Genomic DNA, 15,433 nt, shown 5'->3' on the forward strand with positions numbered 1-15,433 from the left:
CCCGCGCGCCGCCGTCCGCGCCGCGCCCCGCGCCGACGGGGCGAACGCCCGGATCCGGCGCGGAGTTTGTGACCCGGCCCCCGGATCACCCATGATGATCGCGGCGCAGGCTGCGGCAGATGACGTCGATCGGCCCCCGAGCGGGCGGTGGACGCGGGCTTCCCGGCATCCGATAGCCTCTGCCGACATGCCGCCCGGCCGCCCTGCGGCGAGCGGCACCCCTCCACCATGCACATGACCGGCGCGCGCCGGCACCAGGGAGTGAGTTCGGTTGTCGACCGCCATCCTCACCGGTCAGCCGGTCCCCGGATCGTTGATCGAGGCCGATCTGCGGTCCCTCGGCTTCGACGTGCGGCACGCCGCCGACGCCGGTGACGCCGAGGCCCTCCTCGCCCGGGTGCCCGGCGGGGAACGCGTCGCCGTCGTGGACGCCCGCTTCGTCGGCCACACCCACGCCCTGCGCCTGGGACTGACCGACCCCCGCTTCCCGCTGGCCGCCGTCCCCGGCGCCGTCACCGCCCAGCCCGCCGCCCGGCCGGCCCTGACCCGCGCGCTGGCCCGGGAGGTCACCCCCGGCGGCGGCACCGCGCTCGCCGTGGACAGCGTCGCCGACCGTGCCGTCACCGCCCTGCACGCCGACGGCGCCGCCGTGCACCACCCCGAGCTCGGCCGCCTCGTCGCCGTCGTCCCCGCCGACCCGCAGGCCCGCAACGAGGCACGGCAGGCCGTCGCCGCCGTCGACGACGAGGCCGTCCGTCTGAAGTCGGCCGTCAAGGCCCGCGACGGCTTCTTCACCACGTTCTTCATCAGCCCGTACTCGCGCTACCTCGCCCGCTGGTGCGCCCGCCGCGGCCTGACGCCCAACCAGGTCACCACCGCCTCGCTGCTCACCGCGCTCATAGCGGCCGGCTGCGCCGCCACCGGCACCCGCGGCGGCTTCGTCGCCGCCGGCGTGCTCCTGATCGCCTCGTTCGTCCTGGACTGCACCGACGGCCAGCTCGCCCGCTACTCGCTCCAGTACTCCACCCTCGGCGCCTGGCTCGACGCCACCTTCGACCGGGCCAAGGAGTACGCCTACTACGCCGGGCTCGCCCTCGGCGCGGCCCGCGGCGGCGACGACGTGTGGGCGCTCGCCCTGGGCGCGATGGTGCTCCAGACCTGCCGGCACGTCGTCGACTTCTCCTTCAACGAGGCGAACCACGACGCCACCGCCAACACCAGCCCCACCGCCGCCCTCTCCGACCGGCTCGACAGCGTCGGCTGGACGGTGTGGCTGCGCCGGATGATCGTGCTGCCCATCGGCGAACGCTGGGCCATGATCGCGGTGCTCACCGCCGCGACCACCCCCCGCATCACCCTGTACGCGCTGCTCGTCGGCTGCGCCTTCGCCGCCGCGTACACCACCGCCGGCCGTCTGCTGCGCTCGGTGACCCGCCGGGCCACCCGCACCGACCGTGCCGCGCAGGCGCTGGCCGACCTCGCCGACAGCGGCCCGCTCACCGAGGGCCTGGCCCGCCTCTTCGCCCGGCCCGCCCGCCGGCTGCCCGGCATCGCCGCGCCCGCCGTGGCCCTCGTCGGCGGCCTCGCCGTCGTCGCCACCGCGGCCCTCACCGACTTCGGCGGCCCCTGGCCGGTCGCCGGCGCGCTCTGCTACGTCCTCACCTCGGCGCTCGCCGTCGCCCGCCCCCTCAAGGGCGCCCTCGACTGGCTGGTCCCGCCGTTCTTCCGCGCCGCCGAGTACGGCACCGTGCTGGCCCTGGCCGCCCGCGCCGATGCGCGCGGAGCCCTTCCGGCGGCGTTCGGGCTGGTGGCGGCCGTCGCCTACCATCACTACGACACGGTGTACCGCATCCGCGGCGACGCCGGAGCGCCGCCGCGCCGCCTGGTGCGCGCCGTCGGGGGACAGGAGGGGCGGACCCTGCTCGTCGCCGTACTGGCGGCGCTGCTCACCGCCGCGCAGTTCAAGGCCGCGCTCACGGCCGTCGCCGTGCTCGTCGCCGTGGTGGTGCTCGCCGAGAGCATCCGCTTCTGGGTCACCGCCCACAAGGACGGTGCGCCCGCCGTACACGATGAAGGAGAACCCGCATGATCGGCCTCGTGCTGGCGGCCGGCGCCGGACGGCGTCTGCGCCCCTACACCGACACCCTGCCCAAGGCGCTGGTGCCGGTCGGGCCCGCGGGCATAGAGGACGGCTCCGACGGGCTCACCGTCCTCGACCTCACCCTCGCCAACTTCGCCGAGATCGGTCTGACCGAGGCCGGGATCATCGTCGGCTACCGCAAGGAGGCCGTCCACGAGCGCAAGGCGGCCCTGGAGCGGAAGTACGGCCTGAAGCTCACCCTCATCGACAACGACAAGGCCGAGGAGTGGAACAACGCCTACTCCCTGTGGTGCGGCCGTGACGCCCTCAGGGACGGCGTGATCCTCGCCAACGGCGACACCGTCCACCCCGTCTCCGTCGAGAAGACCCTGCTCGCGGCCCGCGGCGACGGCAAGCGGATCATCCTCGCCCTGGACACCGTCAAGACGCTGGCCGACGAGGAGATGAAGGTCGTCGCCGACCCGGCCACCGGGGTGCGCCGGATCACCAAGCTGATGGACCCGGCCGAGGCCACCGGCGAGTACATCGGCGTCACCCTCATCGAGGGCGAGGCCGCCGCCGACCTGGCCGACGCGCTGAGGACCACCTTCGAGCGCGACCCGCAGCTGTACTACGAGGACGGCTACCAGGAGCTGGTCGACCGCGGCTTCCGGATCGACGTGGCGCCCATCGGCGAGGTCGACTGGGTCGAGATCGACAACCACGACGACCTCGCCCGGGGACGGGAGATCGCGTGCCGCTACTGACCCGGCTGATCCCCTCGCCGGTCGCGGTGGACATCCGGCCCGGCGCCCTCGACGACCTGGCCGGTGTCCTCGCCGACGAACGCATCTCGCACTCCGGGCGGCTCGCCGTCGCCGTCAGCGGCGGCTCCGGCGCCCGACTGCGCGAGCGGATCGCCCCGACCCTGCCCGGTGCCACCTGGTACGAGGTCGGCGGCGGCAGCCTGGACGACGCGATCCGGCTGGCCGGCGAGATGAAGAGCGGCCACTACGACGCCGTGGTGGGCCTGGGCGGCGGCAAGATCATCGACTGCGCCAAGTTCGCCGCCGCGCGCGTCGGCCTTCCGCTGGTCGCCGTGCCGACCAACCTCGCGCACGACGGCCTGTGCTCCCCGGTCGCCACCCTGGACAACGACGCGGGCCGCGGCTCCTACGGCGTGCCCAACCCGATCGCCGTCGTCATCGACCTGGACGTCATCCGCGCGGCCCCGGCCCGCTTCGTCCGCTCGGGCATCGGCGACGCCGTCTCGAACATCAACGCGATCGCGGACTGGGAGCTCGCCCACCGCGTGAACGGCGAGAAGATCGACGGCCTGGCCGCCGCCATGGCCCGGCAGGCGGGCGAGGCGGTGCTGCGGCACCCGGGCGGCATCGAGGACAGCGGCTTCCTCCAGGTGCTGGCCGAGGCCCTGGTCCTCACCGGCATCGCCATGGCCGTCTCGGGCGACTCGCGCCCCGCCTCCGGCTCCTGCCACGAGATCAACCACGCCTTCGACCTGCTCTACCCCCGCCGCGCCGCCAGCCACGGCGAGCAGTGCGGACTGGGCGCGGCCTTCGCGATGCACCTGCGCGGCGCGCGGGAGGAGGCGGTCCTGATGGCGCAGGTGCTGCGTCGGCACGGCCTGCCGGTGCTGCCGCAGGACATCGGCTTCACGGTGGACGAGTTCGTCCGCGCCGTGGAGTTCGCCCCGGAGACCCGGCCCGGCCGCTACACGATCCTCGAACACCTCGACCTCAAGACCGAACAGATCAAGGACGCCTACGCCGACTATGTCAAGGCCATCGGTAGCTGAACTCAGGCCGGTCGTGCACCCCGCGGGGGTCAAGGACCGGCGCAGCGGTGAGCACTGGATGGGACGCCTCTACATGCGCGAGGTGTCCCTGCGGGTCGACCGCTACCTGGTGAACACCAAGGTCACGCCCAACCAGCTCACGTACCTGATGACGGTGTGCGGAGTGCTCGCCGCCCCGGCCCTGCTGGTGCCGGGGATCTGGGGCGCCGTGCTCGGTGTCGTCGCGGTCCAGCTCTATCTGCTGCTGGACTGCGTCGACGGCGAGGTCGCCCGCTGGAAGCAGCAGTTCTCGCTCGGCGGGGTCTACCTGGACCGGGTCGGCGCCTATCTGACCGACGCCGCCGTCCTGGTCGGCCTCGGCCTGCGCGCCGCCGACCTGTTCGGCAGCGGGCGCATCGACTGGCTGTGGGCCTTCCTGGGCACCCTGGCCGCGCTCGGCGCGATCCTGATCAAGGCCGAGACCGACCTGGTCGGCGTGGCCCGGCACCAGGGCGGGCTGCCCCCGGTCAAGGAGAGCGCCGCCGAACCGCGCTCCTCCGGGATGGCGCTGGCCCGCCGCGCCGCCGCCGCGCTCAAGTTCCACCGGCTGATCCTCGGCATCGAGGCCTCGCTGCTGATCCTGGTCCTCGCCGTCGTCGACCAGATACGGGGCGACCTGTTCTTCACCCGCCTCGGCACCGCCGTCCTGGCCGGCATCGCGGTCCTGCAGACCCTGCTGCACCTGGTGTCGGTCCTCGTCTCCAGCAGGCTGCGGTGACCGGCGCGGCCACACCGGCGAAGGTCGGGGCCGTCGTCATCACCATGGGCAACCGCCCCGACGAGCTGCGCGCGCTGCTCGACTCCGTGGCCAAGCAGGACGGCGACCCGGTCGAGGTCGTCGTCGTCGGCAACGGCTCGCCCGTCCCGGACGTCCCCGAGGGCGTACGCACCGTCGAGCTGCCCGAGAACCTCGGCATCCCCGGCGGACGCAACGTGGGCATCGAGGCATTCGGCCCCGGCGGCACCGACGTCGACATCCTGCTCTTCCTCGACGACGACGGCCTGCTCGCCCGCCAGGACACCGCCGAGCTGTGCCGCCGCGCCTTCGCGGACGACGGGAAGCTGGGCATCATCAGCTTCCGCATCGCCGACCCCGACACCGGGGTCACCCAGCGCCGCCACGTGCCCCGGCTGCGGGCCTCCGACCCGATGCGCTCCTCCCGGGTCACCACCTTCCTCGGTGGCGCCAACGCGGTCCGCACCAAGGTCCTCGCCGAGGTCGGCGGCCTGCCGGACGAGTTCTTCTACGCCCATGAGGAGACCGACCTGGCCTGGCGGGCCCTGGACGCGGGCTGGATGATCGACTACCGGTCCGACATGGTGCTGTTCCACCCCACGACCGCGCCCTCGCGGCACGCGGTCTACCACCGCATGGTCGCCCGCAACCGGGTCTGGCTGGCCCGCCGCAACCTCCCGGCCCCGCTGATCCCGGTCTACCTGGGCGTCTGGATGGTCCTCACGCTGGCCCGCCGCCCCTCGCGCCCGGCCCTGAAGTCCTGGTTCACCGGCTTCAAGGAGGGCTGGACCACCCCCTGCGGTCCGCGCCGGCCCATGCGCTGGCGTACCGTCTGGCGGCTCACCCGGCTGGGGCGGCCGCCCGTCATCTGACAAGCTCGTTCTTCGGGAGCGTCGGCCGTGCCGGCCGGTGCGGTGTGCCCTCGCGGCACTCCGCGCGGGCCGGCATCCGAGGACGAAGGACGAGTCCGGTGAGTGAGACCGCGCGGGACGACGGCACCGGCACCGGCGCGGTGCCGCCGGCCCGGGAGAACCTTCCGGCGGCACGGCTCGCCGCCGAGTACGGGCTGACCGTCAGCGGTGCCCGGCCCCCGCTCCTGGAGTACGCGCGCCGGCTGTGGAGCAGGCGCCACTTCGTCCTGGCCTTCTCCCGGGCGAAGCTGACCGCCCAGTACAGCCAGGCCGGGCTCGGCCAGCTCTGGCAGGTGGCCACCCCGCTGCTGAACGCGGCCGTGTACTACTTCGTCTTCGGGATGCTCCTGCGCACCGACCGGGGGCTGCCGAACGGCACGTATCTGCCCTTCCTGGTCACCGGTGTCTTCGTCTTCACCTTCACGCAGAGCTCCGTCACCGCGGGGGTGCGGGCCATCTCCGGCAACCTCGGCCTGGTGCGCGCCCTGCACTTCCCGCGGGCCGCGCTGCCGGTCTCGTTCGCGCTCCAGCAGCTCCAGCAGCTGCTGTACTCGATGATCGTGCTGTTCGCCGTGGTGATGGCCGCCGGCAGCCTGCCGGCGCTCTCGTGGCTGCTGGTCGTCCCGGTCCTGCTGCTCCAGTTCCTGTTCAACACGGGCCTGTCGCTGATCGTGGCCCGGATGGGCGCCGGGACCCCGGACCTGGCCCAGCTGATGCCGTTCCTCCTGCGCACCTGGATGTACGCCTCGGGCGTGATGTTCTCCATCGACGGCATGCTCAAGGGCCGGCCGGAGTGGTTCATCCGGCTGATGCAGAGCAATCCGGCCGCCGTCTACATGGACCTGATGCGCTTCGCGCTGATCGACGGCTACGGCGCCTCGCACCTTCCGCCGCACGTCTGGACGCTTGCCCTGGTGTGGGCCGTGATCTTCTTCTCCGGTGGATTCGTCTACTTCTGGAAGGCGGAGGAAAGGTACGGCCGTGGCTGAAAACCTCGCTGGTGAACTGTCCGAAGAGGGCCTCGGCGGAAAGTCGCGGTGGGCTGCGCGTCCGTAAAGGAAACGTCAACTCGCGCGGTTCTTAGGAATCTTGAACGCGATCGGTGTGTTGTTGTGATCTGCGGGACACCCCCCCTGCGACCCCCGGCGTTGTACAACGTAAGCTGTACCGGTCCCGGAAAGCGGCAAGTGGGGAGATAATGCGCGACACCCTCCGCCGGGCCGCTCCCGCGAAGGGCCGGGCGGCGTGTCCGAAATAGTGTGTCTTGGGTCGGCAGTGTAGAACGGGAGATGTGACGGCAATGGCTACGGAAACTCCCCTGCTCAACGGAGCATGTGCCGTCCCCGTGCCGGGCAGCGGACGATGACGCGGAGGAATGAGGCGCCCGATCCGGAACGCGCCACCCTCGACAAGGCCGCGGGCGAGAACTTCCCCGTGGCCCCGTTCTTCCTGCCCCGCGCCTGGCGCACCGACCTCATGGCCGTCTACGGCTTCGCCCGTCTGGTCGACGACATCGGCGACGGCGACCTCGCCCCCGGCGGCGCCGACGCCCGGCTGCTCGGCGTGACGCCCGAGCAGGCCGAGGACCGCCTCGCCCTCCTCGACGCCTTCGAGGCCGACCTGCGCCGGGTCTTCGACGGCACCCCGCGCCACCCCCTGCTGCGCCGCCTCCAGCACACGGTCCGCCGCTGTGCGCTGACCCCCGAGCCCTTCCTCGGCCTGATCGCCGCCAACCGGCAGGACCAGCTCGTCGCCGGCTACGAGACCTACGACGACCTGCTCGCCTACTGCGAGCTGTCCGCCAACCCCGTCGGCCGCCTCGTCCTCGCCGTCACCGGCACCTCCACCCCCGAGCGGATCCGCCGCTCCGACGCGATCTGCACCGCCCTCCAGATCGTCGAGCACCTCCAGGACGTCGCCGAGGACCTCGCCCGCGACCGCATCTACCTGCCCGCCTCGGACATGAAGCGCTTCCACGTCCAGGAGGCGGACCTCGCCACACCCACCGCGGGCGCATCGGTGCGCGCGCTGGTCGCGTACGAAGCCGAACGCGCCCGTGAACTCCTGAATGAAGGCGCCCCCCTGGTGGGTAGCGTCCACGGCAGACTCAAGCTGCTGCTCGCGGGGTTCGTGGCGGGAGGGAGGGCGGCGGTCCGCGCGATCGCCGCCGCCGAATACGACGTACTTCCCGGCCCGCCCAAGCCCGGCAAGGTCCAGTTGCTGCGCGAGGTGGGCGTGACTCTGCGAGGAGAGGGGTGATCCGGTCCGTGGAGTCGGAACAGCACGCGTCCGCACCGGTACTCGCCGCCTACAGCTACTGCGAGGCCGTCACCGGACAGCAGGCCCGTAACTTCGCCTATGGCATCAGACTCCTGCCGGCGCCCAAGCGCCGCGCGATGTCGGCGCTGTACGCGTTCTCGCGGCGGGTCGACGACATCGGCGACGGGGCGCTGGCGGACGACGTCAAGGCCGTCCGGCTGCAGGACACCCGGGCCCTGCTCGACCGGATCCGCGAGGGCGGCGTCGAGGACGACGACACCGACCCCGTCGCCGTGGCGCTCGCCCACGCCGCCCGCACCTTCCCGATCCCGCTGGGCGGCCTGGACGAACTCATCGACGGAGTCCTCGCCGACGTGCGCGGCGAGACGTACGAGACCTGGGACGACCTGAAGGTCTACTGCCGGTGCGTGGCCGGGGCCATCGGACGGCTCTCGCTCGGCGTGTTCGGCACCGAGCCCGGCGCGCGCGGCGCCGAGCGCGCCCCCGAGTACGCCGACACGCTGGGTCTGGCGCTGCAACTGACCAACATCCTGCGCGACGTCCGCGAGGACGCCGAGGGCGGCCGCACCTACCTGCCCGCCGACGACCTGGCCAAGTTCGGCTGCTCGGCCGGTTTCCGCGGCTCCACCCCGCCGGAGGGCTCCGACTTCGCCGGCCTGGTCCACTTCGAAGTGCGGCGCGCCCGCGCCCTGTTCGCCGAGGGCTACCAGCTGCTGCCCATGCTGGACCGGCGCAGCGGCGCCTGTGTCGCCGCCATGGCCGGGATCTACCGCCGGCTCCTCGACCGCATCGCCCGCGAACCCGAGGCCGTGCTGCGCGGCCGGGTCTCCCTGCCCGGCCGCGAGAAGGCGTACGTCGCCGTGCGCGGACTGTCCGGCCTGGACACCCGGCACGTCACCCGGCAGACCGTCAGGAGGCGTGCCTGATGGGCACCTCGACCACAGGGCGGCACGCGGGCCCGCCCCGGCGGGCAACCTTCGGGTGCCCGACGGCGTCACTGACGGCGACGGCCGGCCGGGGAGCACGCGCCCACCGCGGCGGACGTACAGGGGAGGGCGCACGATGACCGACGGGACGCGACCGGACGGCGACCGGACGGCGGCGGCGCCCGGACGGCACGCCGTCGTCGTCGGCGGCGGCCTCGCCGGCCTGACCTCCGCGCTCGCCCTCGCCGACGCCGGGGTGCGCGTGACGCTGCTGGAGAGCAGACCGCGTCTGGGCGGCCTCGCCTTCTCCTTCCGGCGCGGTGACCTCACCGTCGACAACGGCCAGCACGTCTACCTGCGCTGCTGCACCGCCTACCGCTGGTTCCTCGACCGGATCGAGGGCGCCGCGCTGGCCCCGCTCCAGGACCGGCTCGACGTGCCCGTCCTGGACGCCGCCAGACCCGAGGGACGCCGGCTCGGCAGGCTGCGCCGCGACCCGCTGCCCGTACCCCTGCACCTCGGGCGCAGCCTGGCCACCTATCCGCATCTCTCGCTCGCCGAGCGCGCCAGGGTCGGCCGCGCCGCGCTCGCCCTCAAGGCGCTGGACCCCACCGATCCCGCGCTGGACACCCAGGACTTCGGCAGCTGGCTGGCCGCGCACGGCCAGTCGCCCCGCGCCGTCGAGGCACTGTGGGACCTCGTGGGGGTCGCCACCCTCAACGCGGTCGCCTCCGACGCCTCACTGGGGCTGGCCGCGATGGTGTTCAAGACCGGTCTGCTGTCCGACCCGGGCGCGGCCGACATCGGCTGGGCCCGCGTCCCGCTGGGCGAACTGCACGACCGCCTGGCCCGCAGGGCGCTCGACTCCGCGGGCGTCCGTACCGAGGTCCGTACACGCGTCACCTCCGTCTCCCCCCACGAGAACGGCCGCTGGAGCGTCCAGGTTCCCGGCGAGACCCTGGAAGCCGACACGGTCGTCCTCGCCGTACCCCAGCGCGAGGCGTACGAACTGCTGCCGCCGGGCGCCCTGGACGCCCCGGAACGGCTCCTGGACATCGGCACCGCGCCCATCCTCAACGTCCACGTCGTCTACGACCGCAAGGTCCTCGGCCGGCCCTTCGTCGCCGCCCTCGGCACCCCCGTGCAGTGGGTCTTCGACCGCACCGACGCCTCCGGCCTGAAGCAGGGCCAGTACCTGGCGCTGTCCCAGTCGGTGGCGCAGGACGAGATCGACGCCCCGGTGGCCGAGCTGCGCGAGCGCTACCTGCCCGAGCTGCGCCGGCTGCTGCCGCGCTCGCGCGGCGCCGAGGTGAAGGACTTCTTCGTCACCCGCGAGCGCACGGCCACGTTCGCTCCCACCCCGGGCGTCGGACGGCTGCGTCCCGGCGCCCGCACCAAGGCGCCCGGCCTGTACCTGGCCGGCGCGTGGACCGCCACCGGCTGGCCCGCGACCATGGAGAGCGCGGTCCGCAGCGGCGTCGGCGCGGCGGACGCCGCGCTGCGCGCCCTGGGCCGGCCCCGCCCCAGCCGTCTGTTCGCCCTGAAGGAGACGGCCCACCGCACTGCCACCGGGGACACCCCCCGGGGCCCCGGCCGACAACCGGGAGAGACCGGCGCCGCCCAGCGAGGGGGGATCCGGTGAAGGTCGACCAGCAGCCCGCAGCCGGTACTGCCGGCGCCGCCGGCACCGCCGGCACCGCGACAATAGGAGAGACTGTGCCCACTGTGCCCCCGGCCTCGCCGGCCGCTCGGCAGACCGCGGTGGACGTGACCGCGCTCCTGGAGCGCGGCCGGACCCTGGCGACCCCGGTCCTGCGGGAGGCCGTCGACCGCCTGGCCCCTCCCATGGACACCGTCGCCGCCTACCACTTCGGCTGGATCGACGCCGCCGGCAACCCGGCCCACGGCGACGGCGGCAAGGCCGTGCGCCCCGCCCTCGCGGTGCTCTCCGCCGAGGTCACCGGCGCCGCCCCCGAGGCCGGGGTGCCCGGCGCGGTCGCCGTCGAGCTCGTCCACAACTTCTCCCTGCTGCACGACGACCTCATGGACGGCGACGAGCAGCGCCGCCACCGCGACACCGTCTGGAAGGTGCACGGCCCCGCCCAGGCCATCCTGGTCGGCGACGCCCTGTTCGCGCTCGCCAACGAGGTGCTGCTGGAGCTGGGCACCGTCGAGGCGGGCCGCGCCGCCCGCCGCCTCACCGCGGCCACCCGCGCCCTGATCGACGGCCAGGCCCAAGACATCTCCTACGAGCACCGCGACCGGGTCAGCGTCGAGGAGTGCCTGGAGATGGAGGGCAACAAGACCGGCGCCCTGCTCGCCTGCGCCAGCTCCATCGGCGCGGTGCTCGGCGGCGCGGACGACGCGACCGCCGACACCCTGGAGAAGTACGGCTACCACCTCGGCCTGGCGTTCCAGGCCGTCGACGACCTCCTCGGCATCTGGGGCGACCCGGAGTCCACCGGCAAGCAGACCTGGAGCGATCTGCGCCAGCGCAAGAAGTCCCTGCCGGTGGTGGCCGCCCTCGCGGCGGGCGGAGAAGCCTCCGAGCGGCTCGGCGAGATCCTCGCCGCCGACGCCAAGAGCAGCGACTTCGAGAACTTCTCCGAGGAGGAGTTCGCGGCCCGCGCCGCCCTGATCGAGGAGGCGGGCGGCCGCGAGTGGACCGCCCAGGAGGCACGCCGTCAGCACACCATCGCCATCGAAGCCCTCGACTCCGTGAACATGCCCGACCAGGTCAGGTCCGCGTTCGCGGCGCTCGCCGACTTCGTCGTCGTACGAAAGAGATGATCACTATCGCACCCACCCTCGCGTAGTCGCCGGCCGGTGCCGAAAGGTTTCAGGCACCGGTCGACGGCGGACCCACAGCAGCACGACTTGCACGACTGCACGAAGGGGAAGCCATGACAGCGACGACCGACGGAAGCACCGGGGCCACACTGCCGTCCCGCGCTGCCGCGGCCAGCGAAACCGTACTCACCACCCCCGTGACGGCCGGGGTACAAGAAGCCGCCGCACACGCCACCCGGCGTGCCACCGACTTCCTGCTCGCGCAGCAGGACGCCGAGGGCTGGTGGAAGGGCGACCTCGAGACCAACGTCACGATGGACGCCGAGGACCTGCTCCTGCGCCAGTTCCTGGGGATCGCCGACGAGGCGACCACCCGCGCCGCCGCGCTCTTCATCCGCGGCGAGCAGCGCGCGGACGGCACCTGGGCCACCTTCCACGGCGGCCCGGGGGAGCTGTCCACCACCATCGAGGCATATGTCGCCCTCCGGCTGGCCGGCGACGCGCCCGACGCCCCGCACATGGCGAGGGCGTCCGCCTGGATCCGCGAGCGGGGCGGCATCGCCGCCGCCCGGGTGTTCACCCGGATCTGGCTCGCCCTGTTCGGCTGGTGGAAGTGGGAGGACCTGCCGGAGATGCCTCCGGAGCTGATCTACTTCCCCGACTGGATGCCGCTCAACATCTACGACTTCGGCTGCTGGGCCCGGCAGACCATCGTGCCGCTCACCATCGTCTCGGCCAAGCGCCCGGTGCGTCCCGCGCCGTTCCCGCTGGACGAGCTGCACACCGATCCGCTGCGGCCCAACCCGCCCCGGCCGCTCGCCCCCGCGGCGAGCTGGGACGGCGTCTTCCAGCGCCTGGACCTGGGCCTGCAGATGTTCCGCAAGGTGGCGCCGAAGCGGCTGCGCCGGGCCGCGATGAACTCCGCCGTGCGCTGGATCATCGAACGGCAGGAGAACGACGGCTGCTGGGGCGGCATCCAGCCGCCCGCCGTGTACTCGGTCATCGCCCTGCATCTGATGGGCTACGACCTCAACCACCCCGTGATGCGCGCCGGTCTGGAGTCGCTGGACCGCTTCACGGTCTGGCGCGAGGACGGCGCCCGGATGATCGAGGCGTGCCAGTCCCCGGTCTGGGACACCTGTCTGGCCACCATCGCGCTCGCCGACGCCGGGCTGCCCGCCGACCATCCGCAACTGGTCAAGGCCGCCGACTGGATGCTCGGCGAACAGATCGTGCGCCCCGGCGACTGGTCGGTGCGCCGGCCCGGACTGCCCCCGGGCGGCTGGGCGTTCGAGTTCCACAACGACAACTACCCCGACATCGACGACACCGCCGAGGTGGTCCTGGCCCTGCGCCGGGTCCGCCACCACGACCCGGAGCGCGTCGACAAGGCCATCGGCCGCGGGGTGCGCTGGAACCTCGGCATGCAGTCGAAGAACGGCGCCTGGGGCGCGTTCGACGTCGACAACACCAGCCCCTTCCCCAACCGGCTGCCGTTCTGCGACTTCGGCGAGGTCATCGACCCGCCGTCGGCCGACGTCACCGCGCACGTCGTGGAGATGCTGGCCGTCGAGGGCCTGGCCCACGACCCGCGCACCCGGCGCGGCATCCGCTGGCTGCTGGACGAACAGGAGCCGGACGGCTCCTGGTTCGGCCGCTGGGGCGTCAACTACGTCTACGGCACCGGCTCCGTGGTGCCCGCCCTGACCGCGGCCGGTCTGCCCGGCTCCCACCCGGCGATCCGCCGCGCGGTGGCCTGGCTGGAGCGGGTGCAGAACGACGACGGCGGCTGGGGCGAGGACCTGCGCTCCTACCACGACTCCACGGAGTGGAGCGGCAAGGGCGCCTCGACCGCCTCGCAGACCGCGTGGGCGCTGATGGCGCTGCTCGCGGCCGGCGAGCGGGACTCCAAGGCGGTGGAACGCGGCGTGCGCTGGCTCGCCGACACCCAGCGGGAGGACGGCTCCTGGGACGAGCCGTACTTCACCGGGACCGGCTTCCCCTGGGACTTCTCCATCAACTACCACCTCTACCGGCAGGTCTTCCCGCTCACCGCGCTCGGCCGGTACGTGCACGGTGAACCCTTCGCCGACCGGGCACGGGCCGACCGGCCCCGCGCCGAGGCGCAGGGGAGCTGATGAGCACCCGGCCCGCCCCGGACCCGCTGCTGATCGCCTGTGCGCTCGGCATCGAGCACCTCGCCCTGCGCAGCGGTGACCGCGGCGCCCGGCGGGCGGGCCGGCGGCGCACCGCGGACGGTACGGACCGGCGCTCCGGCGCCGGGCCGGTCACCGTCCTGCGCACCGGCATGGGACCCCGGGCGGCGGAACGCTCCGTCACCCGGGCCCTGGCCGACCCGGCGTGGGACCGGTCCGCCGTGCTGGCCACCGGCTTCTGCGCCGGCCTCGCCCCGGGGATGCACCCCGGCGACCTGGTCGTCGCCGAGGAGACCCGGGACCCGCGCGGCACCGTCGCCTGCGTCGGTACCGAACTGCTCGTCAAGGAACTCGCCCGCACCCTGCCCGGCCGCAGGGTGCACACCGGGCCCGTCACCGGGTCCGACCACGTCGTCCGCGGTCCCGAGCGGTCCGATCTGCTCGCCACCGGTGCCATCGCGGTCGACATGGAGTCGGCGGCCACGCTGCTCGGCGCCGTCCGCACGGGCGAGCGCCCGGTTGCGGCCGTCCGGGTGGTCGTGGACGCTCCGGAACACGAACTCGTACGCATCGGCACGGTGCGCGGTGGAATATCAGCCTTCCGCGTTCTCCGTGCCGTCCTCCCTACTTTCTTCGAATGGCACCGTAATGTGCTGCTCCCCAGGAGGTGAGCCAGATGGCCATGCCGCTGCGCCAGTCCATCAAGGTCGCTACATATCTGGCCGAACAGAAGCTCCGCAAGCGGGACAAGTTCCCGCTGATCGTGGAGCTGGAACCGCTCTTCGCCTGCAACCTGAAGTGCGAGGGCTGCGGCAAGATCCAGCACCCCGCCGGGGTGCTCAAGCAGCGCATGCCCGTGGCCCAGGCCGTGGGCGCGGTGCTGGAGTCCGGTGCGCCGATGGTGTCCATCGCCGGCGGTGAGCCGCTGATGCACCCTCAGATCGACGAGATCGTCCGCCAGTTGGTGGCCAAGCGCAAGTACGTCTTCCTGTGCACCAACGCCATGCTGCTGCGCAAGAAGATGGACAAGTTCACCCCGTCGCCCTACTTCGCGTTCGCCGTGCACATCGACGGCCTGCGCGAACGGCACGACGAGTCGGTGGCGAAGGAGGGGGTGTTCGACGAGGCCGTGGCCGCCATCAAGGAGGCCAAGCGGTGCGGCTTCCGGGTGACCACCAACTCCACCTTCTTCAACACCGACACCCCGCAGACCATCATCGAGGTGCTCAACTTCCTCAACGACGACCTCAAGGTCGACGAGATGATGATCTCGCCCGCCTACGCCTACGAGAAGGCCCCCGACCAGGAGCACTTCCTCGGCGTCGAGCAGACCCGCGAGCTGTTCAAGAAGGCGTTCTCGGGCGGCAACCGGCTGCGCTGGCGGCTCAACCACTCCCCGCTCTTCCTGGACTTCCTGGAGGGCAAGGTCGACTTCCCGTGCACCGCCTGGGCGATCCCGAACTACTCGCTCTTCGGCTGGCAGCGTCCCTGCTATCTGATGAGCGACGGCTACGTCCCGACGTACCGCGAACTCGTCGAGAAGACCGACTGGGACAAGTACGGCCGCGGCAAGGACCCGCGCTGCGCCAACTGCATGGCGCACTGCGGCTACGAGCCCACCGCCGTCCTCGCCACCATGGGTTCCCTCAAGGAGTCCCTGCGCGCCATGCGCGAGACCGTCTCGGGAAACCGGAACTGA

Annotated in this window: 14 protein-coding genes; all 14 read left to right on the forward strand. The window is 72.8% G+C overall.

The window, feature by feature from the left end:
• Positions 1 to 271 precede the first annotated feature (271 nt).
• Positions 272 to 2,089, forward strand: coding sequence for a DUF5941 domain-containing protein (locus R4Z62_RS29230; RefSeq protein ID WP_491521358.1), 1,818 nt, complete (start codon positions 272 to 274; stop codon positions 2,087 to 2,089).
• A complete protein-coding gene (locus R4Z62_RS29235; RefSeq protein WP_355480637.1) occupies positions 2,086 to 2,847 on the forward strand; it encodes a phosphocholine cytidylyltransferase family protein in 762 nt (253 codons plus the stop codon). Before R4Z62_RS29230 ends, R4Z62_RS29235 begins: the two co-directional genes overlap by 4 nt.
• Positions 2,835 to 3,896 carry an iron-containing alcohol dehydrogenase family protein gene (locus tag R4Z62_RS29240; RefSeq protein ID WP_064536349.1) on the forward strand — a complete coding sequence of 354 codons (1,062 nt, stop codon included), beginning with the start codon at positions 2,835 to 2,837 and terminating at the stop codon, positions 3,894 to 3,896. The genes R4Z62_RS29235 and R4Z62_RS29240 overlap by 13 nt, the downstream gene beginning before the upstream one ends.
• Positions 3,874 to 4,653, forward strand: a complete 780-nt coding sequence (locus R4Z62_RS29245; protein ID WP_173860914.1) for a CDP-alcohol phosphatidyltransferase family protein — start codon at positions 3,874 to 3,876, stop codon at positions 4,651 to 4,653. The genes R4Z62_RS29240 and R4Z62_RS29245 overlap by 23 nt, the downstream gene beginning before the upstream one ends.
• A 44-nt stretch (positions 4,654 to 4,697) precedes the next feature.
• A complete protein-coding gene (locus R4Z62_RS29250) occupies positions 4,698 to 5,543 on the forward strand; it encodes a glycosyltransferase family 2 protein (protein WP_064537744.1) in 846 nt (281 codons plus the stop codon).
• Positions 5,544 to 5,641: 98 nt separating this feature from the next.
• Positions 5,642 to 6,571 carry an ABC transporter permease gene (locus R4Z62_RS29255; protein ID WP_491521359.1) on the forward strand — a complete coding sequence of 310 codons (930 nt, stop codon included), beginning with the start codon at positions 5,642 to 5,644 and terminating at the stop codon, positions 6,569 to 6,571.
• Positions 6,572 to 6,944: 373 nt separating this feature from the next.
• Positions 6,945 to 7,841 carry a squalene synthase HpnC gene (hpnC, locus tag R4Z62_RS29260; RefSeq protein WP_491521360.1) on the forward strand — a complete coding sequence of 299 codons (897 nt, stop codon included), beginning with the start codon at positions 6,945 to 6,947 and terminating at the stop codon, positions 7,839 to 7,841.
• Complete coding sequence (gene hpnD, locus R4Z62_RS29265; RefSeq protein ID WP_064536353.1) at positions 7,838 to 8,788, forward strand: presqualene diphosphate synthase HpnD; 951 nt, start codon at positions 7,838 to 7,840, stop codon at positions 8,786 to 8,788. The genes hpnC and hpnD overlap by 4 nt, the downstream gene beginning before the upstream one ends.
• On the forward strand, positions 8,788 to 8,928 hold the full coding sequence (locus tag R4Z62_RS29270) for a DUF6380 family protein (RefSeq protein ID WP_389597245.1): 141 nt from the start codon (positions 8,788 to 8,790) through the stop codon (positions 8,926 to 8,928). The genes hpnD and R4Z62_RS29270 overlap by 1 nt, the downstream gene beginning before the upstream one ends.
• Positions 8,925 to 10,430: a hydroxysqualene dehydroxylase HpnE gene (gene hpnE, locus R4Z62_RS29275; RefSeq protein WP_382848110.1), complete on the forward strand. Its 1,506-nt coding sequence runs from the start codon at positions 8,925 to 8,927 to the stop codon at positions 10,428 to 10,430. Before R4Z62_RS29270 ends, hpnE begins: the two co-directional genes overlap by 4 nt.
• Positions 10,431 to 10,504: 74 nt before the next feature.
• The gene (locus tag R4Z62_RS29280) at positions 10,505 to 11,578 is read left to right on the forward strand and encodes a polyprenyl synthetase family protein (protein ID WP_237305459.1); all 1,074 of its coding nucleotides are present in this window, start codon (positions 10,505 to 10,507) and stop codon (positions 11,576 to 11,578) included.
• 113 nt (positions 11,579 to 11,691) lie between these two features.
• On the forward strand, positions 11,692 to 13,716 hold the full coding sequence (gene shc, locus R4Z62_RS29285) for a squalene--hopene cyclase (RefSeq protein ID WP_064536355.1): 2,025 nt from the start codon (positions 11,692 to 11,694) through the stop codon (positions 13,714 to 13,716).
• A complete protein-coding gene (locus R4Z62_RS29290) occupies positions 13,716 to 14,405 on the forward strand; it encodes a 5'-methylthioadenosine/S-adenosylhomocysteine nucleosidase family protein (protein ID WP_064536356.1) in 690 nt (229 codons plus the stop codon). The genes shc and R4Z62_RS29290 overlap by 1 nt, the downstream gene beginning before the upstream one ends.
• A gap of 5 nt (positions 14,406 to 14,410) precedes the next feature.
• Entirely contained in the window at positions 14,411 to 15,433 is a 1,023-nt protein-coding gene (hpnH, locus tag R4Z62_RS29295) for an adenosyl-hopene transferase HpnH (RefSeq protein WP_491521361.1), read from the forward strand.

The sequence above is a fragment of the Streptomyces sp. PL-25 genome, assembly GCF_058344915.1.

Excerpts from the sequence above, each read along its gene's own strand:
- R4Z62_RS29235 (WP_355480637.1), top strand. The coding sequence starts at position 2,086 with ATGATCGGCCTCGTGCTGGCGGCCGGCGCCGGACGGCGTCTGCGCCCC.
- R4Z62_RS29245 (WP_173860914.1), top strand. The coding sequence starts at position 3,874 with ATGTCAAGGCCATCGGTAGCTGAACTCAGGCCGGTCGTGCACCCCGCG.
- R4Z62_RS29250 (WP_064537744.1), top strand. The coding sequence starts at position 4,698 with ATGGGCAACCGCCCCGACGAGCTGCGCGCGCTGCTCGACTCCGTGGCC.
- hpnC (WP_491521360.1), top strand. The coding sequence starts at position 6,945 with ATGACGCGGAGGAATGAGGCGCCCGATCCGGAACGCGCCACCCTCGAC.
- R4Z62_RS29270 (WP_389597245.1), top strand. The coding sequence starts at position 8,788 with ATGGGCACCTCGACCACAGGGCGGCACGCGGGCCCGCCCCGGCGGGCA.
- hpnE (WP_382848110.1), top strand. The coding sequence starts at position 8,925 with ATGACCGACGGGACGCGACCGGACGGCGACCGGACGGCGGCGGCGCCC.
- shc (WP_064536355.1), top strand. The coding sequence starts at position 11,692 with ATGACAGCGACGACCGACGGAAGCACCGGGGCCACACTGCCGTCCCGC.
- R4Z62_RS29290 (WP_064536356.1), top strand. The coding sequence starts at position 13,716 with ATGAGCACCCGGCCCGCCCCGGACCCGCTGCTGATCGCCTGTGCGCTC.
- hpnH (WP_491521361.1), top strand. The coding sequence starts at position 14,411 with ATGGCCATGCCGCTGCGCCAGTCCATCAAGGTCGCTACATATCTGGCC.